This is a genomic window from Paraburkholderia sp. RCC_158 (genome assembly GCF_041355255.1).
In the GTDB taxonomy this organism is placed as follows: Bacteria; Pseudomonadota; Gammaproteobacteria; order Burkholderiales; family Burkholderiaceae; genus Paraburkholderia; species Paraburkholderia graminis.
The window spans coordinates 1-21,180 of record NZ_JBFUPM010000007.1 but is presented as its reverse complement, the minus strand read 5'-3'; the positions used below and the strand labels follow the sequence as shown (position 1 = coordinate 21,180).

The 21,180-nt window shown below is 63.6% G+C and carries 20 protein-coding genes and 1 tRNA gene; 9 read left to right on the top strand and 12 right to left on the bottom strand.

Annotated features, from left to right (window positions below; all coding sequences use genetic code 11):
* The first annotated feature begins 23 nt into the window (after positions 1-23).
* Positions 24-1,055 carry a fimbrial protein gene (locus AB6809_RS15585; protein ID WP_207909681.1) on the top strand — a complete coding sequence of 344 codons (1,032 nt, stop codon included), beginning with the start codon at positions 24-26 and terminating at the stop codon, positions 1,053-1,055.
* 158 nt (positions 1,056-1,213) lie between these two features.
* Entirely contained in the window at positions 1,214-1,750 is a 537-nt protein-coding gene (locus AB6809_RS15580; RefSeq protein ID WP_310034691.1) for a fimbrial protein, read from the top strand.
* A 68-nt stretch (positions 1,751-1,818) separates the two neighbouring features.
* On the opposite strand, the gene minE is transcribed toward AB6809_RS15580, so the two are convergent.
* The 9 genes from minE to AB6809_RS15535 form a co-directional block, all read right to left on the bottom strand.
* The gene (minE, locus tag AB6809_RS15575) at positions 1,819-2,073 is read right to left on the bottom strand and encodes a cell division topological specificity factor MinE (RefSeq protein WP_006048489.1); all 255 of its coding nucleotides are present in this window, start codon (positions 2,071-2,073) and stop codon (positions 1,819-1,821) included.
* Positions 2,074-2,087: 14 nt separating this feature from the next.
* A complete protein-coding gene (minD, locus tag AB6809_RS15570; protein ID WP_006048490.1) occupies positions 2,088-2,903 on the bottom strand; it encodes a septum site-determining protein MinD in 816 nt (271 codons plus the stop codon).
* Positions 2,904-3,016: 113 nt separating this feature from the next.
* Complete coding sequence (gene minC / locus AB6809_RS15565) at positions 3,017-3,871, bottom strand: septum site-determining protein MinC (RefSeq protein ID WP_006048491.1); 855 nt, start codon at positions 3,869-3,871, stop codon at positions 3,017-3,019.
* 271 nt (positions 3,872-4,142) lie between these two features.
* Positions 4,143-4,676, bottom strand: a complete 534-nt coding sequence (locus AB6809_RS15560) for a GNAT family N-acetyltransferase (RefSeq protein WP_029971893.1) — start codon at positions 4,674-4,676, stop codon at positions 4,143-4,145.
* A gap of 184 nt (positions 4,677-4,860) precedes the next feature.
* Entirely contained in the window at positions 4,861-5,646 is a 786-nt protein-coding gene (gene map / locus AB6809_RS15555) for a type I methionyl aminopeptidase (protein WP_371026863.1), read from the bottom strand.
* A gap of 299 nt (positions 5,647-5,945) precedes the next feature.
* The gene (locus tag AB6809_RS15550; protein WP_029971891.1) at positions 5,946-6,125 is read right to left on the bottom strand and encodes a hypothetical protein; all 180 of its coding nucleotides are present in this window, start codon (positions 6,123-6,125) and stop codon (positions 5,946-5,948) included.
* A 79-nt stretch (positions 6,126-6,204) separates the two neighbouring features.
* Positions 6,205-6,294: transfer RNA gene (locus AB6809_RS15545), tRNA-Ser, on the bottom strand.
* A gap of 161 nt (positions 6,295-6,455) precedes the next feature.
* The gene (gene serS / locus AB6809_RS15540) at positions 6,456-7,751 is read right to left on the bottom strand and encodes a serine--tRNA ligase (RefSeq protein WP_029971890.1); all 1,296 of its coding nucleotides are present in this window, start codon (positions 7,749-7,751) and stop codon (positions 6,456-6,458) included.
* 68 nt (positions 7,752-7,819) lie between these two features.
* Complete coding sequence (locus AB6809_RS15535) at positions 7,820-9,133, bottom strand: replication-associated recombination protein A (protein WP_029971889.1); 1,314 nt, start codon at positions 9,131-9,133, stop codon at positions 7,820-7,822.
* A gap of 242 nt (positions 9,134-9,375) precedes the next feature.
* On the opposite strand from AB6809_RS15535, the gene cytX reads away from it, so the two are divergent.
* Positions 9,376-10,692 carry a putative hydroxymethylpyrimidine transporter CytX gene (cytX, locus tag AB6809_RS15530; protein WP_029971888.1) on the top strand — a complete coding sequence of 439 codons (1,317 nt, stop codon included), beginning with the start codon at positions 9,376-9,378 and terminating at the stop codon, positions 10,690-10,692.
* A gap of 93 nt (positions 10,693-10,785) precedes the next feature.
* Here the strand turns inward: cytX and speB are convergent, their stop codons facing one another.
* Positions 10,786-11,778, bottom strand: a complete 993-nt coding sequence (speB, locus tag AB6809_RS15525) for an agmatinase (RefSeq protein ID WP_029971887.1) — start codon at positions 11,776-11,778, stop codon at positions 10,786-10,788.
* A gap of 182 nt (positions 11,779-11,960) precedes the next feature.
* Here speB and AB6809_RS15520 point away from each other — a divergent pair, with 182 nt between their 5' ends.
* The gene (locus tag AB6809_RS15520) at positions 11,961-12,872 is read left to right on the top strand and encodes a LysR family transcriptional regulator (RefSeq protein WP_006048498.1); all 912 of its coding nucleotides are present in this window, start codon (positions 11,961-11,963) and stop codon (positions 12,870-12,872) included.
* Between the two features lie 96 nt (positions 12,873-12,968).
* On the opposite strand, the gene lolA is transcribed toward AB6809_RS15520, so the two are convergent.
* Both lolA and AB6809_RS15510 read right to left on the bottom strand, forming a co-directional pair.
* The gene (gene lolA, locus AB6809_RS15515; RefSeq protein WP_029971886.1) at positions 12,969-13,709 is read right to left on the bottom strand and encodes an outer membrane lipoprotein chaperone LolA; all 741 of its coding nucleotides are present in this window, start codon (positions 13,707-13,709) and stop codon (positions 12,969-12,971) included.
* 263 nt (positions 13,710-13,972) lie between these two features.
* Entirely contained in the window at positions 13,973-16,288 is a 2,316-nt protein-coding gene (locus AB6809_RS15510; RefSeq protein WP_029971885.1) for a DNA translocase FtsK, read from the bottom strand.
* A 375-nt stretch (positions 16,289-16,663) separates the two neighbouring features.
* Here AB6809_RS15510 and trxB point away from each other — a divergent pair, with 375 nt between their 5' ends.
* From trxB to AB6809_RS15485, 5 genes are all read left to right on the top strand, one after another.
* Positions 16,664-17,665, top strand: a complete 1,002-nt coding sequence (gene trxB / locus AB6809_RS15505; protein WP_006048502.1) for a thioredoxin-disulfide reductase — start codon at positions 16,664-16,666, stop codon at positions 17,663-17,665.
* 171 nt (positions 17,666-17,836) lie between these two features.
* A complete protein-coding gene (locus tag AB6809_RS15500) occupies positions 17,837-18,613 on the top strand; it encodes a Smr/MutS family protein (RefSeq protein ID WP_029971884.1) in 777 nt (258 codons plus the stop codon).
* Positions 18,613-19,233: a trimeric intracellular cation channel family protein gene (locus tag AB6809_RS15495; protein ID WP_029971883.1), complete on the top strand. Its 621-nt coding sequence runs from the start codon at positions 18,613-18,615 to the stop codon at positions 19,231-19,233. The genes AB6809_RS15500 and AB6809_RS15495 overlap by 1 nt, the downstream gene beginning before the upstream one ends.
* A gap of 128 nt (positions 19,234-19,361) precedes the next feature.
* A complete protein-coding gene (locus AB6809_RS15490) occupies positions 19,362-20,021 on the top strand; it encodes a glutathione S-transferase family protein (RefSeq protein WP_029971882.1) in 660 nt (219 codons plus the stop codon).
* A 140-nt stretch (positions 20,022-20,161) separates the two neighbouring features.
* Entirely contained in the window at positions 20,162-21,079 is a 918-nt protein-coding gene (locus AB6809_RS15485) for a LysR family transcriptional regulator (protein ID WP_029971881.1), read from the top strand.
* The last annotated feature ends 101 nt before the right edge of the window (positions 21,080-21,180 follow it).

Here is a 21,180-nt window from a genome sequence, read left to right as displayed (position 1 = left end):
GATTCCTTTCCCGATCCAGACGCTTGCATCTGACGATGTCGTGTCTGATGGGACTTCTATGCGGCGCAGTAACGCCGCTGGCCCACGCCGATAGTTGTTCAGGAGGCGGGCAGACTATCACCCTGCCATTCCCGTCCACTCTGACCGCACCCAGGGATGCCGTGGTCGGCGCCGTCATCTCGCCGTGGGTGTCCACGCCGTGGCAAACCTTCTCGTGCAGTTCGACGAAGATCCAGGCCGCTACCTTTATTACGGCGTCGTTGCTGATGTCGTCGAACACCGGTTATTCCGTGTCGTACTCTGGTTACACATTTCCGGTGTACGCCACCAACTATCCGGGCATTGGCATTGCGGTCGGTTGGCAGGACATGCAGGGAGGATCCGTTGTAACCAACGACGGGCCCATCAACCCAAGCGTAAATAACGGCTATGGCTACAACGGCAGTACATCGGTGCGAGGCCTGATATACGCCGCCTTCGTCAAGACCGGCCCGATCAGCGGGGGAACGCTCGCCGGGCAATCGGTCGGGCAACTGACACCGGGTACGTGGTCCTACGTGACGACGCCTCCGACTAATGTGTCGGTTATGTACTCTCAGTCTGACACGGCCGTATTCCCGACGCTTAACGTGGTGAACGCCTCGTGCACCACCCCGGACGTCTCCATACCGCTCGGCACGTTTCCCACGACAGGCTTCACTGCGATCGGCCGAACGACCACTACCGCCAACTTCAGCATCAGTCTGAACAACTGCCCCGCCGGCATGAATTCGATCAAATACCGGATCGATCCGACGACGACCGTGCTGAACAGTTCGCAGTCGGTGGTGGCGCTCGACAGCACTTCGTCGGCCACAGGCGTCGGCGTGCAACTGCTCAACAGCGCCGGCTCGGCCGCGTTCCCGCTCAGCAGTCTGCAGACGTTCAGCGGCTATAGCTCGAGCACGGGCGGCAGCTATACGATTCCGCTGGCCGCACGTTACTACCAGACGAGCGCCACGGTTACGCCTGGTCCGGCCAATACGTCAATGACCGTGACCATGCAATATCAGTGATTCCGCAGGCAGACAGGCGCGGCAACGCCGACGCAACGAACCGGACCTATGCAACGGTCCGGCTCATTGCACGTTTTGCAGCGACTCGACGCCCCGCAGGGCCGCATTTGCCAAACGACGCAGCGGCCCCTTCCACCCTCAAATTGAACAACCCGACCATGCGAAAGATTTTGATGCTCCTGGCCGCTTCCGCCGTGATCGCCGCGATGGGCGCGGGGTCCGCCGGGTCCGCCCTCGCGGCGGACGCGAACCTGAAGTTCACCGGTCTGATCACGCAGCCGTCCTGCACCGTGGATAGCTCGACGGCCAATCAGACCATCAGTCTGGGCAGCGCGCCGATCATGAATTTTCCGGCGATCGGAAGCACCGGCAACCCGACCGCATTCAGTCTGAACCTGCTGAATTGCTCGCCGGGCACGGCGGTGACGATGTCGGTGGCGGGAACGATAGATACGGCTGCGAGCGTGTTGCAGAACACCGGTACTGCCACGCAGGTGGGCGTGCAGATTCTGAAGGCGGCCAGCGTGGGCGCGACGACGGGTACGCCCGTCACGCTCAACAGTACGAGTTCGCTCGGCACGGTCGACAACACGAACACGATGACCGTTCCGTTCGTCGCGCAGTTCTACCGGCTCGGTACCTTGACGGCCGGCTCGGTGACGACAACCGCAACGGTCAACTTCACGTACAACTGATCGGCTGCGTCAGGTCAATCAGAAGGATCAGCAGGCGCGCGAGCCGCGCGCCAGTTCCTGCAAACCCGTCAGGTCTGCGGGATCTCGATCTTGACCTCGAGCACCTCGAGGTCGTCCTGACGCTCGAGGCTCACGCGGATGTCGTCATCCGAGATCCTCACGTACTTCGAAATCACGGCCACCAGTTCGCGTTGCAACGCAGGCAGATAATCGGCGGGAGCATGACCGCCGGCGCGCTCGTGCGCGATGATCAACTGCAGGCGTTCCTTCGCTACCGACGCGGATTTCTTCTTCTCGCCCAGCAAAAACGAAAGAATCGACATAACGTGCGCTCCCCTTACTTGGTGCCGAAGAGGCGCTGCAGCAGCCCGGGCTTCTGGTAATCGGTAAAGCGAAGCGATTTCTGCTCGCCGAGAAAACGCGATACGACGTCTTTGTAGGCTTCCGCCACGTCGGTGCCGTCGAGGTGCACGGCCGGCAGGCCCTGGTTCGACGCGTGCAGCACCGCTTCCGATTCCGGAATCACGCCGATCAGGTCAATACGCAAGATTTCCTGGATGTCCGTCAACGACAGCATCTCGCCTTCGCTCACACGCTTCGGGTTGTAGCGCGTGATGAGGAGATGCTCCTTGATCGGCTCCTTGCCTTCAATTGCCCGCTTGGTCTTCGACGACAGAATGCCGAGGATGCGGTCCGAGTCGCGCACCGACGACACTTCCGGGTTCGTCACGATCAGCGCTTCGTCGGCGAAATGCATCGCGAGCAGCGCGCCCGATTCGATACCGGCCGGCGAGTCGCACACGATGAACTCGAAGTCCATCGCGATCAGATCGTTGATGACCTTCTCGACGCCTTCCATGGTCAGCGCGTCTTTGTCACGCGTCTGCGAAGCCGGCAGGATGAACAGGTTCTCGCACTTCTTGTCCTTGATCAGCGCCTGGTTCAGATTCGCTTCGCCCTGAATCACGTTGATCAGGTCGTACACGACGCGGCGCTCGCAGCCCATGATGAGATCGAGATTGCGCAGGCCGACGTCGAAGTCGATCACGGCGGTCTTGCTGCCCCGCAACGCGAGGGCCGATGCAAAACTCGCGCTCGTGGTCGTCTTGCCCACGCCACCCTTGCCCGATGTCACCACAATGATTTTTGCCATTACCCTTACCTTGTGTTCGTCAAATTCGTCAATTATGTGCGGCCATATTTCGAGCAGAACGCCGCGCGCCGCAAAGCTCCAGGACGGCGCGATTCACAGCGTGCTTTCCGCGTTCAAGTGAGCCGCAATGGTTCGATCATCAACTTTTCTTCTTCGAGCCAGATCTGCACCGGTTTGCCGAGTACATCGGCCGGCAGCGGGTTCTCGGTCGTTCGATAGATGCCCGCGATCGAGATCAGTTCCGGTTCGAGACACGTACAGAAAATGCGCGCGTCGTGGTTGCCCTGCACGCCGGCGAGCGCGCGGCCGCGCAACGGCGCATAGATATGGATATTGCCTTCCGCGATGACTTCCGCGCCGTAGCTGACCAGCCCGAGCACGACGAGATCGCCCTTTGCGTAGATGCGCTGGCCGGAACGCAGCGGCTTTTCGACCACCATCGTTTGCGAAGACGTGGCAAGACGCACCGGCTCGGCGGCGGGCGCAGGTTCGAGCGATGCGCTTGCCGTCGCGCCCGATGCTGCGTTCGTGGCTGCCGTGCTTGCTGCGCTTGCTGCGTTTACCGTGCTTGCTGCGCCGTTCGCGGCTTCGCCCGAATCCGCTGTGGACGTGCTCGCCGATTCTTCGTCAGCGGGCTTCGCGGCCGCGCCGCGGCGGTCGCGCGCTTCGAGGAGCGGCAACGCCGATTCCGTCGCCCACGACTGCTGCGTGTCAGCGACCACACCGACCGGACGCATGCGCACGCTGTCGAGCAGTTGCGCAATCTCGGCGAGCGGCACGCGCTCGTTCTCCGCGAGACGGCGCACGTCGATCGCGACGACGTCGTTAGCGAAAAATTCGGGGGTCGCCTCGAAGCGCCGGGTCAGCTCGGCACGCATGGCATCGAGGTCGGTTGTCTTGACCACAAAGAGGAGCGTGTCGACGGAACCGCTGCGAAGTTCGAAAAAGGGCGATTTCTTGGGCGACATAGCGTTCGGCAAAAAATTTTGCGTATTTTACAGGCGTCCACGCGTGCGGCGAGATTTTTTGCCCGCGCGCGCGGCGATATGCGCGTGTTGTGCGTGTTGTGCGGACAGGAACGATCACGCCGCGCCGCGCAAGAACGGGCGAGGCAGGACATCTGTGGGGATACGGCTGCGGATGCGAGCAGGGAAGCAACAGAACCGCGCAACGGAAACGCACAACAGAAGCGCGCAAGAGATCCGGCACGGGCGGCAAACTGCTGCGCCGCTCGGCGGATCACGAGTCAACTGCGGTGGACGTGGACGGCACGTGGCGAACCAGCAGACTTTCGACCTGTTCCGGCGCGCGCGTGACGCGCCGATGTTCGCCGGTCGGTCCGAAACCGAGCGCTTCGTAAAAGCGCATGGCGGTGCGATTCGAGTCGGCGACCCATGCGTAAATTTCGGCGGCGCCTTCGTTGGCGAGCCAGCCGCTAGCGGTGTCGACCAGCAACTCTCCGCCACGCAGATGACGAACCGCCGGCGCCACCCACAACTCGCAAACGAATGCGCGGCGCTCGGGAGTCTCTTCGAAATGCGCCTCGATGAGTCCCGCCGGATGACCCTCGGTATAGAGAATAAAAGTGCTGACGGTAAGAGAAACCGCGTGCTTCGCGGCGATGACGTCAAAGCTGGCGGCGTCCGCGGACAAGGCGTCCTCTAGCGTCGCGCCGAAGGCATAAGGCGCCTCTCGCAGCGACGCAGTACGGAGTTCGCGAAAAACAGCGCCCTGATCAGCGGCGATACGGCGAACGGTCAATGACGGACTCATGCAGACGAAAACCCCTTGAAGCCTTAAGGCGTAGCTTTAACCGAACCGGCGCGCGAGTCAAATCATTCTTTGCCGGGGGATCTTATCGCGTGAGCCGGTTCTGGCAAAGCGCGCATCGAGTTCTCAGCATTTGCCGCGCCCGGTGTCTCTGAGCTCGGCCCACTCGCGATGGAAGCGTTTCGGGCTAAGGCGCCTCGTAGCTGCCGGTGCCGTCCGGCCAGGGTGTGAGGAGTTCGTAGCCGTCGTCGGTGACGGCGATCATGTGTTCCCATTGCGCCGACAGCGAGCGGTCTTTCGTGACCACGGTCCAGCCATCGCGCAAGACGGTGGTGCCGGCGCGGCCTGCGTTGATCATCGGCTCGATGGTGAAGACCATGCCGGGCTTCAGACGCACGCCCTGCCCCGGCTGACCGTAATGCAGAACCTGCGGGTCCTCGTGATAGACGTTGCCGATGCCGTGGCCGCAATAGTCGCGCACGATCGAAAAGCCGTCGCGCTGCGCGACCTTCTGAATCGCATGGCCGATGTCGCCGAGCGTCGCGCCCGGCTTCACTTCGCGGATGCCCGCGAGCATCGCTTCATACGTCGTGTCGATCAGTTGACGCGCGACCGTGCTCGGCTCGCCGACGCAATACATGCGGCTCGTGTCGCCGAAATAGCCGTCCTTGATGATCGCGACGTCGATGTTGATGATGTCGCCGTCCTTGAGCACTTCGTTGCGGCTCGGAATGCCATGGCAGACCACCTGATTCACGGACGTGCATACCGTCTTCGGAAAACCCAGATAGCCGACGTTCGCCGGAATCGACTTTTGCGTATTGACGATGTAGTCGTTGCACAGTGCGTCCAGCTCGTCGGTGGAGACACCGGCCTTCACGTGCTCGCCGATCATGGCCAGCACGTCGGCCGCGAGGCGGCCTGAAATACGCAGCCTGGCGATGTCTTCGGGAGTCTTGTAGGTAATGGCCATGAATTCGGTCGATGGGTTCGAAGGTAGGTCGATATTCAATCGAACGGCCAATTGTACAGAGGATCGCGGAGGGGTCGGGGGAATGGGGGGTAGCGGGCGTTTGTATCGCGAGCGTGGGGGATTAAACGGGCAACGCTTGGTGAGCACTCGAAGATTGCCGAGAAACTCTTCGCTCGCTTGTTGCGTAGCGCGCGGACGTGATCGCCGCGCTATCGTTCGATGTACTCAGAAGAAGGATGGGACAGGCTCCACACTGTGCTTAGATACGAAGCGAAGATTTCGTAGTCAACATGGAGCACTCACCGATCCTTTAGCGCTATCAAGACCTCACGGTGCTCGGAGATTACCAGGCGTGCGGAACGCAGTACGTCCGACTTCTCTCTTTCTGTGGCCACGCTCACCGAAGCCTTCGGACGCACCATCACTCGCGGCGCCAACTGAACGCCATACAGCTCTGTAATACGTTTTTTCTCGGCCATGAGATGCAACTCAATCAAGAGACTTAGCACTTGGGCAATACAAACGAAAACAGGCCCCGAAGGGCCTGTTTTCTAAATCTGGCGGAAAGGGTGAGATTCGAACTCACGGTACCCCTAAAGGTACACCGGATTTCGAGTCCGGCGCATTCGACCACTCTGCCACCTTTCCGGGTTTTCCAACTAGCCGCTGCCGTATGACGCTGGCGCGGTTTTGTCAGATCCAAGCGGGTCGCTGCTTGGGAGAGAAAGATTATAGAACAGTGAATCTGGATTTCCAAGTCCCTCGCCGAAAAAATTTCAGAGGGACGTACGCGAATCGTACAACACGACTCAAGCGGCCGGCACTTCCAGCCGCTCCACGCCGCCCAGGTACGGCCGCAGTGCAGCCGGCACCGTCACCGAGCCGTCGGCGTTCTGGAAATTCTCCAGCACCGCCACGAGCGTGCGGCCGACCGCGAGCCCCGAGCCGTTCAACGTATGCACGAGTTCCGGCTTGCCCTGCGCGTTCCGATAACGCGCCTGCATCCGGCGAGCCTGGAACGACTCGGTGTTCGAGCAGCTCGAGATCTCGCGATACGTATTTTGCGCCGGCAACCACACCTCGAGGTCGTAAGTCTTGGTGGCCGAAAAGCCCATGTCGCCGGTGCACAACGTGATCACGCGATACGGCAGCTCGAGCTTCTGCAGAATCGTCTCAGCGTGCCCGACCATCTGTTCCAGCGCGTCATAAGACGTTTCCGGCGCCACGATCTGCACCATCTCCACCTTGTCGAACTGATGCTGACGAATCATGCCGCGCGTATCGCGCCCATACGAGCCCGCTTCCGAACGGAAGCACGGCGAATGCGCGGTCAGCTTGATCGGCAGCGCATTACCTTCGACGATGCTGTCGCGCACCGTGTTCGTCAGCGAAATTTCCGACGTCGAAATCAGATATTGCGTGACCGTGTTTTCGCCGCCGCCCTTCTCGACGCGGAACATGTCGTCCGCGAATTTGGGCAATTGGCCGGTGCCGTACAGAATCTCCGGATTCACGATGTACGGCGTGTAAATCTCCGTATAACCGTGCTGCTGCGTATGCGTGTCGATCATGAACTGCGCAAGCGCGCGATGCAGCCGCGCTATCTGCCCACGCAGCATCGTGAAGCGCGCGCCCGAGAGCTTCGCGCCGGTCTCGAAATCGAGGCCGAGCGGCGCGCCCACATCCACGTGATCCTTCACTTCGAAATCGAACTGACGCGGCGTGCCCCAGCGGCGCACTTCGACGTTCTCCGCCTCGTCGCGGCCAACGGGCACGCTCTCATGCGGAAGATTCGGCACGCCGAGCAGAAGATCCGACAGCCGCTTCTGAATATCGTCCAGCTTTGCCGCCGACGCCTTCATCTCGTCGCCGATGCCGCCGACTTCCGCCATCACCGCCGACGTGTCCTCGCCCCGCCCTTTCATCGCGCCGATCTGCTTGGACAGGCTGTTGCGGCGCGCCTGCATTTCTTCGGTGCGGGTCTGGGTATCGCGGCGTTCCGCTTCGAGCGCGGTGAACGCCGCGACGTCGAGGCTATAGCCGCGGTCGGCGAGGCGTTTCGCGACGCCGTCGAGGTCTTTGCGCAGCAACTGGATGTCGAGCATGGGATGGGGCGGGTATTCGTTGTATGAAGGTGGGATTTTAGCGCACCGGCGCGCCGCGCCGGAGACTCTCAGCCCTTCTTCGGCTTGTTCTCGCTGCGCCATTGCGCGTCGAGCTCGGCAAGACGCGCCATCTTGTCGCCGATCTTGCCTTCGAGACCGCGCGGCGTCGGCGTGTACCAGTGCGGATCGCGCATGTTCTCGGGCAGGTAGGTCTCGCCGGCCGCATAGGCATCCGGCTCGTCGTGCGCGTAGCGATACTCGTGGCCGTAGCCGAGTTCCTTCATCAGCTTGGTCGGCGCATTGCGCAGATGCACGGGCACGCCGCGCGACTTGTCCTTGCTGACGAAGCGCCGCGCCTCGTTATACGCGTTGTAGCCCGCATTCGACTTCGGCGCGACCGCCAGATAGATGATGGCCTGCGCAAGCGCAAGCTCGCCCTCGGGCGTGCCCAGGCGCTCGTAGGTTTCGGCGGCGTCGAGCGCGATGCGCGCGGCGCGCGGGTCGGCCAGACCGATGTCCTCCCACGCCATGCGCACGATGCGCCGCGCCAGATAACGCGGGTCCGCGCCGCCGTCGAGCATCCGGCAGAACCAGTAGAGCGCGCCGTCCGGACTGCTGCCGCGCACCGACTTATGCAGCGCGCTGATCTGGTCGTAAAACGCGTCGCCGCCCTTGTCGAAGCGGCGCAAATTTTCGGCGAGCGCGCTGCCGAGCAACGCGCCGTCAATCTCCGTCGTCTTCTGCTGCGCAGCGGCGCGCGCGACGATTTCCAGGTTGTTCAACAGCTTGCGGCCGTCGCCGTCGGCGGAACCGATCAACGCGTCGCGCGCTTCGTCGGTGAACGTGAGGCCGCCGAGTTCGCGCTGCGCCCGCTCGAGCAGTTCGCGCAACTCGTCCTCGTCGAGACTCTTGAGCACATAGACCGCGGCGCGCGACAGCAACGCGCTGTTCACCTCGAACGACGGATTCTCGGTCGTCGCGCCCACAAACACGAACAGCCCCGACTCGACATGCGGCAAGAACGCGTCTTGCTGACTCTTGTTAAAGCGATGCACCTCGTCGACGAACACCAGCGTCTGATGCCCGTTCGCGCGATGAATCTGCGCCGTCTCGACGGCCTCGCGAATGTCCTTCACGCCCGAGAGCACCGCCGACAGCGCGATGAACTGCGCGTGAAACGCGTCCGCCATGAGCCGCGCGAGCGTGGTCTTGCCGACGCCCGGCGGGCCCCAGAGGATCATCGAATGCGCCTCGCCGGATTCGAATGCGACCCGCAGCGGCTTGTTCGGACCGAGCAGATGCTTCTGGCCGATCACTTCGTCGATATTGCGAGGCCGCAGGCGTTCGGCGAGCGGGACATTGGCACGGGTTTCTTCGAACATGACGTTTTGGGGATAATCTCGGCTTTTCCGGACGCGGTTCGCGCGACGGTATCTGCGATGGTCGGAAGGCGGCGTGCTGCCGGACAAGCGCAAAGCCTGCACGAGAAACGCGCGGGCAACGTCCTGCATTATGACAGTGACGGAGCGTCGGCGAGCGCGGCGTGTCGTCTACCGAATGCGAACACGAGCGCGAACGCGCAGGCAAACCAAAGCAACAGACACACACTCACGGACAACACCCGATGGCACAAGACCCGCTCACCGGCGACGCCGGTTCCACCTACGCACCGCTTACGCCGGTGCCCGACGCGCGCCGCGCATTCCGCACCGGCGACGCCTTCGCGCTCTGGTTCTCGCTCGGCATCGGCCTGCTGGTCGCGCAAGCCGGCGCGCTGCTCGTGCCGGGCTTGTCGCTGCCGCACGCGCTCCTGGCGATTGTGATCGGCAGCGCGATCGGCGTGGTGCTCCTCGCGCTCGCGGGCGTGATCGGCACCGACACGGGGCTCGCCGCGATGTCGTCGCTGCGTCCGACGCTCGGTGTGCGCGGCGCGTCGGTGCCCGCAGTGCTGAACGCGGTGCAACTGGTCGGCTGGGGCGCGTTCGAAGTGATCGTGATGCGCGATTCCGCCGACGCCCTCGCGAAGCAGGCGTTCGGTTTCTCGATGCCGCTCGTCTGGACCGTCGTGTTCGGCTTGCTCGCGACGCTGCTTGCGATCAGCGGACCGCTGTCGTTCGTGCGGCGCTTTTTGCGCACGTGGGGCATCTGGCTGCTGCTCGCGGGCGCGGCGTGGCTCACATGGAATCTGCTCGCTCAGCACGACTTGAGCGCGATGATGCGCCGCCCCGGCACGGGCGAAATGCCGTTCGGCGGCGCCATCGATCTGGTGGTCGCGATGCCGCTCTCATGGCTGCCGCTGATCGCCGATTACACGCGCTTTGGCCGCCGCGCCGGCGACACGTTCCGCGGCACGCTGCTCGGCTACGGCATCGCGAACATATGGTTCTATGCGCTGGGCGCGATCTACGGTCTCGCCGCGGGCGGCGGCGACGCGCTCCTCACGAGCGCACTCGCGCAAGCCGGCGGCGGCCTCGCGCTCTTGCTGATCCTGATCGACGAAGTGGACAACGCATTCGCCGACATTCATTCGGCAGCCGTGTCGACCGGCACGTTCTGGGCGCGCGGCAGCGTGCCGCTGCTGTCGGCTGCGTTCGGCGCGCTCTGCACGTTGATCGCGCTGCTCGTGCCGATGGCGAAATACCAGAACTTCCTGTTGCTGATCGGCTCGGTGTTCGCGCCGCTCTTCGGCGTGGTGCTGGTCGATCACTTCATCGTGCGCAAGCGCCGCATTGAAGCCGCCGTGCTCGCCGACGTGCGCGGCCGCTACGGCTTTTCGGGCGGCTGGCATCTGAGCGCGTTCATCGCGTGGGCGATCGGCATTGCCTCCTATCAGGCGATCAACCAGTGGCTGCCGAACCTTGGCGCGACGTTGCCCTCGCTGGTGATCGGCGCGGCGTGTTATCTCGCGTTCGTGTCGACGCGCAAGACTGCTTACGCGTAAGCGCTCGCTGCACTTCTAAATGCAGAAAAGGCCCGCAAATGCAGGCCTTTTCGTTGCTGACGGCGCGCCGCAAGAGCTACGTGGCGAATGGATTCACCGAGCCGCGGCAGTCCGGTATTCGACGCCCGGCAGCACGCACAGCAACTCGAACGCGAGGTTCGCGCCGAGCAGCGCCGTGGTGCCGAACGGATCATACGGCGGCGCCACCTCCACAAGATCGCAACCGACGATATTCAGGCCGTGTGCGCCGCGAATGATTTCGAGCGCCTGCGGCACCGTCAGCCCCGCGATTTCAGGCGTGCCGGTGCCGGGTGCAAAGGCCGGATCGATCCCGTCGATGTCGAACGTGATGTACACCGGACCATCGCCCATGCGTTCGCGCACGCGCGCCATCAGCGGCGCAAGCGACTGGTTCCAGCACGCTTCCGCCTGCACGACCTCGAAGCCCTGATCGCGGCACCAGTCGAAATCTTCCGCCGCGTAACCGGTGCCGCGCAGACCGATCTGCACGACACGCTCGCAATCGAGCAGGCCCTCTTCGACCGCGCGGCGAAACGGCGTGCCGTGCGCGATTTTCTCGCCCATCATCGTGTCGTTGACGTCGGCGTGAGCATCGACGTGAATCAGCCCGACCTTGCCGTGCTTGCGATGGATCGCGCGCAGGATCGGCAACGCGATCGTGTGATCGCCGCCGAGCGTGATCGGCTTGCAATCGTGCTGAAGGATCTCGTCGTAGGCGGTTTCGATCCGCGCGATCGAGTCGTGCAGGTTGTACGGATTGATCGCGACGTCGCCGAGATCGGCGACTCGCAGCGAATCGAACGGCGCGGCGCGCGTCGCCATGTTGTACGGGCGCAGCAGCACGGATTCGCTGCGGATCTGGCGCGGCCCGAAACGCGCGCCCGTGCGGTTGGACGTGCCGAGATCGAACGGCACGCCGACGAAGCAGGCGTCGAATCCCGCCGCCGAGCCGACGTTCGGCAGGCGCATCATTGTCGCGATTCCGCCGCAGCGCGGCATCGCATTGCCGGACAGCGGCTGCGGCCGCTCGCCGGCTTCGGGAGAAATGAAGGAGGAAGTATTCATCGTGGCTCGGCAATGAAAAGTCCCGGCGGGCGGGAATCGGCGAAACCGGCACGGAACAGGTGTCTGGCAAGCGGCCAGAAGCTATTCAAGCCGGGCGAACTTACATTCTTGAGCAGTTCGGGTGAACGTCCAATAGCTGCTCAAAAACCTTCGCATTGATCCCGAGCGATGTATCCTGACGCATGTTCTCCCAACTCACCGACCTCGACCTGCGGCTCATCCGCGTCTTTCTGGCGATCGTCGATGCGGGCGGCGTCTCGCCGGCGCAAGCCACGCTCAACGTCGGTCAGTCGACCATCAGCACGCAACTGGCCACGCTCGAAACGCGCCTCGGCTACCGGCTATGCGAACGCGGCCGCAGCGGCTTTCGCCTGAGCGCGCGCGGCGCGCAATTCGTCGATGCCGCTCGCGCGCTGCTCGATGCCGTCGACAGCTTCGGCATGCAGGCGCGCAACGTCGGCCGCAAGCTGGTCGGCACGCTCGACATCGGCATGATCGGGCACACGCCGGTATCGGCGAGCGCGCGCATCAGCGAGGCGATTGGGCGCTTTCGCTCGCGCGATCAGTCGGTGCGGTTTTCGATTCTCGTGCGCTCGCCTGGCGAGCTCGAAGAGTTGCTGCTCAACGGGCGAATTCAGATCGGCATCGGCTATTTCTGGCATCGCGTGCCGTCGCTCGAATACACCGAAGTGTTCGCTGAAGACCAGTTCGCCTACTGCGCAAAAGAGCATCCGCTCTTTGCTCGCGCCGGTGAAGTCACGCCCGCGCAGGCCGCCGCGCATGAATGGGCGTGGCGCAGCTATCCGTTGCCGGAGGCTGAAAGTTCGACGGCCGGGCGCAACGTCACTGCCGTCGCCGACAACATGGAAGCGGTCGCGATGCTCGTGCTTTCAGGGCATCACCTCGGCTATTTACCGGGACATTTCGCGGCGCCGTTCGTCGAGCAAGGACTGCTCGCCGCGCTGAATCCGGCCGTCATGCGCTATCGCGTCGCGTTTCATATGGTCACGCGCGCACGGCAGCATCGAACGGATATTGTCGAAGCGTTTCTCGAGGACATGAAGGCCGCGCATGCAATCGAAGCCGAAAAATAGCGCGGCCCGTTTTGCATCGGCGATAAAAAAAACCGCGCATTCAGCGCGGCTTTCTTCGTCAACATTGAACGTGCAGCTTGAACGTGCAGCGGCAATTTAGCCGTTGATCACGTCCGCGCCCTTCGGCACGGTGAACTTGAACGCGTCAGCAGGCAGCGGCGGATTCTTCTGGATGTTCGAGAACGTCAGCAAGGTCACGTTGCCGAACACGTCGTGCAATTCCATGGCTTGCAGATTGCCGTCCTTGAAGCCGATGCCCACGCGCTGGAATTGCGTGTCCTTCGCTTTCGGCGTGAGTTCGAGCCAGTCGATGCCGGCCTTCACGCCCGCATCGCGCAGCGTGAAGTTCTTGTCGAGATCGTTGCTGCCGAACAGGATCGCCGCCGGGCTCGCGCCGAGCGCGCCGCCCAGGCTCCGCACTGTCACCTGGTTCAGGTCTTTGTCGTAGACGTAAAGCTTGTCGCCGTCCGCTTGCAGCAGTTGTGCGTAGGGCTTTTCGTATTGCCAGATGAACTTGCCCGGACGCGCGAACGTGAATGTTCCACTCGACGTGCTGTTCTTGCTGCCGCCCGTGGTGGAGAGCACGCCGCTTGCGCCGCTCGCCCCTTGCGCCTTGCCCGGCGCGCGCACTTCCTGCTGGACGAAGGTGCCGCGCGCCGAGTGAACTTGCGAGACGAACGTCTTCAACTGTTCGGTGCCGCTCGCGAACGCCTGCGAAGCGACCAGCACGGATGCGCCGATCGCCACCGTGCCCGCAGTGCGCGCAAGCGCGCGAGCCAAATGCGCAAAGCGGCCGACGCGGCCGGATTGTGCATGCTGCTGTGCGAATAGCTGCATATGTTTTTCTCCCTTGATCTGAATTCGTTGAGCGGCCGCGATGTTGGCGGCGCATCGTCATGAGCGGTGTTGCCGCGCAAGACTGCGGTTTTGCGCGAAGCTTAGGCAGGCAGCCTTAAGCGAGTCTTAGGAGCGAACCTTTGGAAACGAACGTTACAAGCGGTGAACAAGCGGCGAAGAAAGCGAAAAAGACAGAGCGGTAAAGGCAGCCGACAAAAACCCAACGCCTCACCGCAGCATGCCTTAATCAGCTTCACTTGGCCTCACTCCGCCTCGCGCGCCGGCGCGAGAATCTCGCGATTGCCGTTCGACGACATCGCCGACACCACGCCGGAGTTTTCCATCTGCTCGAGCAGGCGCGCCGCGCGGTTATAGCCGATGCGCAAATGCCGCTGCACCAGCGAGATCGACGCGCGCTTGTTCTTCAGCACGACGTCCACCGCCTGATCGTAAAGCGGGTCCGACTCGCCGTCGCCCGATCCGCTTCCTCCGGCGCCCGCCGAGCCTTCGTCGCCCTCGCCCGTCACGCCGCCTTCGAGAATGCCCTCGATATAGTTCGGCTCGCCCTGCTCCTTGAGCTTGTCGACAACGCGATGGACTTCCTCGTCCGACACGAACGCGCCGTGCACCCGTACCGGCAAGCCGCTGCCGGGCGGCAGATAAAGCATGTCGCCCATGCCGAGCAGCGATTCCGCGCCCTGCTGGTCGAGAATCGTGCGCGAGTCGATTTTCGACGACACCTGGAACGCCATGCGCGTCGGCACGTTGGCCTTGATCAGGCCGGTGATCACGTCGACCGACGGACGCTGCGTGGCGAGAATCAGATGGATGCCGGCCGCGCGCGCCTTCTGCGCGATTCGCGCGATCAGCTCCTCGACCTTCTTGCCGACCACCATCATCAGGTCCGCGAGTTCGTCGATCACGACGACGATGTTGGGCAGACGCGTGAGCGGTTCCGGCTCGTCCGGCGTGAGGCTGAACGGGTTCGGCAGCTTCTCGTCACGCTTCGCCGCTTCGTCGATCTTGTTGTTGTAGCCGGCGAGATTGCGCACGCCGAGCTTGCTCATCAGCTTGTAGCGCCGCTCCATTTCGGCGACCGCCCAGTTGAGCGCGTGGCCGGCCTGGCGCATGTCCGTCACGACCGGACACAGCAGATGCGGAATGCCTTCGTAGACGCTCATTTCGAGCATCTTCGGATCGATCAGGATCATGCGGACCTGGTCGGCGCTCGCCTTGTAGAGCAGCGACAAAATCATCGCGTTGATACCGACCGACTTGCCCGAACCGGTCGTGCCGGCCACCAGCAAGTGCGGCATTTTCGCGAGGTCCGCGCAAACGGGCTTGCCGCCGATGTCCTTGCCGAGACCCATGGTGAGCGGCGACGCGGCATCCGCATAAACCGCCGAGCCGAGAATCTCAGAGAGGCTCACGGTCTGGCGGCGTTGATTCGGCAACTCGAGCGCCATGAAATTCTTGCCCGGAATCGTTTCGACGACGCGAATTGACACGAGCGACAGCGAACGCGCGAGGTCTTTCGCCAGATTCACGATCTGGCTGCCCTTCACGCCGGTGGCCGGCTCGATCTCGTAACGCGTGACGACCGGGCCCGGATAGGCGGCGACCACGCTCACTTCAACGCCGAAGTCCTTGAGCTTTTTCTCGATCAGACGCGAAGTGAATTCGAGCGTATCGGCCGAAATGGTTTCCTGCGCGGCGGGCGCGGGATCGAGCAGCGAAATGGGCGGCAACGTGGAATCGCCCGGCAGATCGGTGAAAAGCGGCACCTGCCGTTCCTTCTCGACGCGCTCCGACTTGGCCGGCGTGACGACCGGCGGCACGATCACGACCGGCTCATGTTCCTCGATGCGCACGCGCCCCTTCTCGACCTTGCCCTCGCGCTTGACCGCGGCGGCTTCGCCGAGTTTGCGGTCCCGCCCGGCCTCGCGGCGCAGCTTCGCAAAGGTCACGGCGGAGATGATCGACTCGCCGACTTTCTCCGACACCGACAGCCACGAGAAACGGAAATACAGCGACAAGCCGATGCCCAGCACGATCAGCAGCGCGAGCGTGCCGCCCGTGAAGCCCAGCGCGTGCGACACACCGCGCGCGACCGCCTCGCCGATCACGCCGCCCGGCGCGCGCGGCAGTTGAACCTTGAGCGACCACATGCGCAGCGCCTCGATGCCGTCGCAGGCGAGCAGCACGAGCATGAACGCGAAGGCGTCCGCGAGCCAGGTCGTGTCGCGCGGCGCGTCTTCGTCCGGTTCGTCCTGACGGGTAATGCGCTTGTAGTTCGCGGAAATGTGCCGGCCGAGCAGCACGATCCACCAGTACGCGGAGAGGCCGAACAGCAGCAGCAGAATGTCCGAAGTCCACGCGCCCACGCGGCCCGCCCAGTTGGCGATGTGATCGACCTGCGCGGCGTGCGTCCAGCTCGGATCGCGGCGGCTGTAGCTGACGAGCGCCATCAGCAGGAACACGCCGAGCGCGACCTGCAGAATCCAGCGGATTTCGGTGAAGAGGCGCGACATGCGGTGCGGTAATGCCTGCGCGCTCGCGGAATAAGGAGCTTTTGCCATTGATCCTGTTGCTTGTGTGGCCGATGCGTCGCCGATGCGTGGCCGATGCGTGTTGCCAATTCTATTGCCGGGCCTCGGGTGAAGCCGTTCGCCGCGGCAGAGAGCCCGGCGCCGTCGACCCGAAAGACCCGAAACTTCGATCCGGCCTATTGTAAACGCAGTGCCCCGCATGAGGCTGTAAATGACGGTAACCTGGCCGATCGGCCACGCGCGCTGATCGCTTAGGCCCCGCGCCGGGCTATCGCCGCGATCGGAAAGCTTCATGGAGCAGGCCGCGGCCCCGCCCTTTATAATGCCCGACTGATACCCATCTACAGTTTCAGCCAAGTCGCGTTGCCCGCATGGGCGGGCAGCGCGCCGTAAAAGGATTCGATCATGCCCGCAACTTCCACGAAACACGCCAAGGTTCTGATTCTCGGTTCCGGCCCTGCCGGCTACACGGCAGCGGTCTACGCGGCGCGCGCCAACCTCGCGCCGGTGCTCGTCACGGGCCTCGCGCAAGGCGGCCAGTTGATGACCACGACCGACGTCGAAAACTGGCCCGCCGACGCCAACGGCGTGCAAGGCCCGGAACTGATGGCGCGCTTCCTGGAGCACGCTGAGCGCTTCAACACCGAAATCATCTTCGACCACATTCACACGGCGAAGCTCGACGAAAAGCCGATCCGCCTGATCGGCGATTCGGGCGAATACACGTGCGATTCGCTGATCATCTCGACGGGCGCGTCGGCGCAATATCTCGGCCTGCCGTCGGAAGAAGCGTTCATGGGCAAGGGCGTGTCGGCCTGCGCAACCTGCGACGGCTTCTTCTACAAGCAGCAGCATGTGGCCGTGGTCGGCGGCGGCAATACCGCGGTCGAAGAAGCGCTCTATCTGTCGGGCATCGCGAAGAAGGTCACGGTGATCCATCGCCGCGACAAGTTCCGCGCCGAGCCGATCCTGATCGACCGCCTGCTCGCGAAAGAGAAGGAAGGCGTGGTCGAGATCAAGTGGAACCATACGCTCGACGAAGTGACGGGAGACCAGTCCGGCGTGACCGGCGTGCGCATCAAGCACACGCAAACCGGCGAGACGACGGACATCGCGCTGCAGGGCCTGTTCGTCGCGATCGGTCACAAGCCGAACACGGACATCTTCGAAGGCCAACTGGAGATGAAGAACGGCTACATCATCACGAAGGGCGGCCTGAACGGCTTTGCCACCGCCACCAGCGTGCCGGGCGTGTTCGCGGCCGGCGACGTGCAGGACCACGTGTACCGTCAGGCAATCACGAGCGCAGGCACCGGCTGTATGGCCGCGCTCGACGCGCAGCGCTATCTGGAAACCATCAACGAGATGGCCGGCGAGCACGCGATGAGCCAGGAAGCCGAGCGTTGATCGGCAGCGCCTTCGTGCGAACGCAACGGTAAAATAGCGGCTGGGCGTTGCCCGGCCGCTCGCTGGATCAAAGGCCGCGGCTCATGAGCCGGCGGCCTTTTTTATTCGAAGCCGCACCAGGATCGCGCGAGGCGCCGCGCGACCGAATCGTTATCCGCGTCTACTACCGCCATGCCGAAGAACCACCCTCATCCGAACGAGCCGAAGCGCGTCCGCGCCCCGGCTGCAACGCCCGCGCGCGAACCGGCTGCGCCCGCCGCGACGCCGAAGATCGAACCGGCCGCGGGCCTCGCCGGCCTCGGCGCATTGCGCGACGCGTTGAAGGTCGACGCGCAAAAGCGCGAGCGCGAACGCGCCGCCGCGACGGCTGCACGGCGCGAAGCCTCGGCGGACGCCGATCTGTTTCGCCGCGAGATCGGCGAAGTCGCGCCGCTTGCCGTGCCGCCGCGCGCATCGTTGCCGCGCAATCCTCCGCCGCCGCTGCCCGTGCAAACCCTGCTCGATGAAGAAGCCGTGCTGCACGAAGCAATCTCCGACGAATTCGATCCCGAGGTGCTGCTCGAAACCGACGAGACGCTCTCCTATTGCCGCCCCGGCGTGAGCCAGGAAGTCGTGCGAAAACTGCGGCGCGGCGACTGGATCGTGCAGGCGCAAATCGATCTGCACGGCATGCGGCGCGAGGAAGCCCGCGAGGCGCTGGCTGAGTTCATCCGCGAGTCGGTCAAGCGCGGCTTGCGCTGCCTGCGCGTGATTCACGGCAAAGGCCTGGGATCGATCGGCAAGGAACCGGTGCTCAAGGGCAAAGTGCGCGCATGGCTCGTGCAGAAGAACGAAGTGATCGCGTTCTGCCAGGCGCGGCCGCACGACGGCGGCGCGGGCGCGGTCGTCGTGCTGCTTCAGCCGGGCGCCGCGCCGGCTCACGCCAGGCCGCTGACGGAGCCGCAGTGATCCATCCGAGACTCACACTCGCGCTCTCCCTCATGGAGGCGCTGGCCATCTTTGCGTACGCGATTTCCGGTTTTATCGAGGCGAGGACGCGCCGGCTCGACGCGGTCGGCACGTTCCTCGTCGCCATTGCCACGGCCTTCGGCGGCGGCACGTTGCGCGACGTGCTGCTCGAGCGCCGGCCGTTCTACTGGGTCGAGCATCAGGGCTATCTGATCGCGATCTTCGTGATGTCGCTGTTCGCGCCGACCTTGCTGAAAATGACCTCGCGCCTGCTGTCCGAGCGCGTGCTGCTGGTCGCCGATGCGATCGGCCTTGGCCTCTTCAGCATCGCGGGGACCTCGATTGCGCACGACGCGCAAATGCCCTGGTTCACGTCCGTGATGATGGGCGTGGCGACGGGCGTGTTCGGCGGCGTGATCCGCGACGTGCTCTGCAACGAGGTGCCGCTGATCCTGCGCGATTCGCGGCCTTACGCGACGTGCGCTTTCGTCGGCTGCTGGCTGTATGTGCTGCTGGACTACGTGAATTTCGACACCGTGTATAGCGTGCTGTTCGCCACGGGGTTCATTCTGCTGGCGCGGCTCGCGACGTTCCGCTTCAACGTGCGCCTGCCGCATTAGCGGTTTCTGGCGCGGCGTCGGCACGACTGGAACGGGGGCCGTTTGTCGATTTGCGCCGCGCTCGCTCGTCGTGATGTGAACGGCCTTGCCCGGCCGCGGCAGCCGTCCAACCGTCGAAGGTGATCACGATGAAGCTCAAGCTCTACGCACACCCTTTCTCCTCGTACTGCCAGAAGGCGCTCATCGCGCTGTACGAGAACAGCACGCCGTTCGAATTCCGCCTGCTCGCGCACGACGACCCGCAAATCATGGCCGAATTCGCCGAACTGTGGCCGATCAGGCGATTTCCCGTGCTGGTCGACGGCGAGCGCACGGTGACGGAGGCGAGCATCATCATCGAATATCTCGGCCTGCACTATCCGGGGCCGGTGGCGCTCGTGCCCGCCGACGCCCGCGCGGCGCTCGACGTGCGCAGCATGGACCGCTTCTTCGACAACTATATTTCGACGCCGCAACAGAAGATCGTGTTCGACAGCCTGCGTCCTGACGCCGAGCGCGACGTGCGCGGCGTGACGGAAGCGCGCGCGATGCTCGATACGGCCTACGCGTGGCTCGACAAAACAATGGCGGCGCGCGAATGGGCCGCGGGCGACACCTTCAGCCTCGCCGATTGCGCGGCGGCGCCGGCGCTTTTCTACGCCGACTGGAGCCACGCGATCGACCCGGCGTTCGCCCATGTGCGAGCTTACCGCGAGCGCTTGCTGGCGCGTCCGTCTTTCGCTCGCGCAGTCCACGAAGCGCGGCCCTACCGCCCGCTGTTCCCGCTCGGCGCACCGGATCGGGACTGAGCGACGGCTGAGCGCGGAACGAGCGGAGACTGAGCCGGATCAGCGGAGTCGCGCGCCAACCCCTTGCGACAACATTATTCCGAGCCTATACACTTCACGTCGAAACCAATTTCCGCTCATTACACATAAGAAGGCCAAACATGGACCGTTTTGAAGCGATGGAGATCTTTACGCGTGTGGTCGAGGCGAACAGCTTCACGAAAGTATCCGAATCGCTCGACTTGCCGCGCGCGAAAGTGAGCCGCACGATTCAGGCGCTGGAAGAGCATGTCGGCGTGCGCCTCCTGAACCGCTCGACGCGCCAGGTCAGCGTCACCGAAGACGGCGCGCTCTTTTACGATCGCTGCGTGCGCATCCTCGCGGAAGTCGCCGACGCGGAATCGTCGCTGTCGAACAAGCGTGAGAATCCGGTGGGCACGATCCGCGTCGACACGTCGGGCACGCTCGCTCGCGCGCTGCTGCTGCCCGCGCTCGACGACTTCTACCGGCGCTACCCTGAAATCGACGTGCGTCTGGGTCTCGCCGACCGCAACATCGACCTGATTCAGGACGCCGTGGATTGCGTGATCCGCATGGGCACGCCGGAAGAATCGAGCCTCGTCGCAAGGCGCATCGGCCATGCGCGTATCGTCACCTGCGCTTCGCCCGCATATTTGGAGAAGTACGGCACGCCGAGCACGCTCGATCAATTGAGCGAGCACCGCGCGGTCAACTACGTGTCGGCGCGTACGGGCAAGACCTTTCCGTTCGAATACGAAGTCAACGGCGAGACCGTGAAAGTCGCGATGAAAAGCGTGCTCGCGGTCAACGACGGCTCGGTCTACATTCGCGCGGGCGAACTCGGCCACGGCATCATTCAGCCGTCGCGCTTCATGGTCGCGCATCTGATCGAGCGCGGCGTGCTGAAGGAAATTCTCACTGACTACACGAGCCCCGGCACGCCGCTGTCGATCCTGTACGCGCATCGCCGCAATCTGAGCTCGCGGCTGCGCGCGTTCACCGAGTGGGTAACGGAAGTCGTACGCAACAATCCGGACCTGCGCATTCCGGAAGCCTGACTGGCGCCGCCGGGCCAGGCGAAGAATCGGCATAGGGGACGGCCATGAGGCCGTACCCCTGCCACACCACCCGGCATGCGGGTCCGCACCGGGCGGTTCGG

What these genes read in the sequence shown, in the direction of transcription:
- AB6809_RS15580 (WP_310034691.1), top strand. Translation starts at nt 1,214, where the DNA reads ATGCGAAAGATTTTGATGCTCCTGGCCGCTTCCGCCGTGATCGCCGCG.
- minE (WP_006048489.1), bottom strand. Translation starts at nt 2,073, where the DNA reads ATGTCGATTCTTTCGTTTTTGCTGGGCGAGAAGAAGAAATCCGCGTCG.
- minD (WP_006048490.1), bottom strand. Translation starts at nt 2,903, where the DNA reads ATGGCAAAAATCATTGTGGTGACATCGGGCAAGGGTGGCGTGGGCAAG.
- minC (WP_006048491.1), bottom strand. Translation starts at nt 3,871, where the DNA reads ATGTCGCCCAAGAAATCGCCCTTTTTCGAACTTCGCAGCGGTTCCGTC.
- AB6809_RS15560 (WP_029971893.1), bottom strand. Translation starts at nt 4,676, where the DNA reads ATGAGTCCGTCATTGACCGTTCGCCGTATCGCCGCTGATCAGGGCGCT.
- map (WP_371026863.1), bottom strand. Translation starts at nt 5,646, where the DNA reads ATGGCCATTACCTACAAGACTCCCGAAGACATCGCCAGGCTGCGTATT.
- AB6809_RS15550 (WP_029971891.1), bottom strand. Translation starts at nt 6,125, where the DNA reads ATGGCCGAGAAAAAACGTATTACAGAGCTGTATGGCGTTCAGTTGGCG.
- serS (WP_029971890.1), bottom strand. Translation starts at nt 7,751, where the DNA reads ATGCTCGACATCCAGTTGCTGCGCAAAGACCTCGACGGCGTCGCGAAA.
- AB6809_RS15535 (WP_029971889.1), bottom strand. Translation starts at nt 9,133, where the DNA reads ATGTTCGAAGAAACCCGTGCCAATGTCCCGCTCGCCGAACGCCTGCGG.
- cytX (WP_029971888.1), top strand. Translation starts at nt 9,376, where the DNA reads ATGGCACAAGACCCGCTCACCGGCGACGCCGGTTCCACCTACGCACCG.
- speB (WP_029971887.1), bottom strand. Translation starts at nt 11,778, where the DNA reads ATGAATACTTCCTCCTTCATTTCTCCCGAAGCCGGCGAGCGGCCGCAG.
- AB6809_RS15520 (WP_006048498.1), top strand. Translation starts at nt 11,961, where the DNA reads ATGTTCTCCCAACTCACCGACCTCGACCTGCGGCTCATCCGCGTCTTT.
- lolA (WP_029971886.1), bottom strand. Translation starts at nt 13,709, where the DNA reads ATGCAGCTATTCGCACAGCAGCATGCACAATCCGGCCGCGTCGGCCGC.
- AB6809_RS15510 (WP_029971885.1), bottom strand. Translation starts at nt 16,288, where the DNA reads ATGGCAAAAGCTCCTTATTCCGCGAGCGCGCAGGCATTACCGCACCGC.
- trxB (WP_006048502.1), top strand. Translation starts at nt 16,664, where the DNA reads ATGCCCGCAACTTCCACGAAACACGCCAAGGTTCTGATTCTCGGTTCC.
- AB6809_RS15500 (WP_029971884.1), top strand. Translation starts at nt 17,837, where the DNA reads ATGCCGAAGAACCACCCTCATCCGAACGAGCCGAAGCGCGTCCGCGCC.
- AB6809_RS15490 (WP_029971882.1), top strand. Translation starts at nt 19,362, where the DNA reads ATGAAGCTCAAGCTCTACGCACACCCTTTCTCCTCGTACTGCCAGAAG.
- AB6809_RS15485 (WP_029971881.1), top strand. Translation starts at nt 20,162, where the DNA reads ATGGACCGTTTTGAAGCGATGGAGATCTTTACGCGTGTGGTCGAGGCG.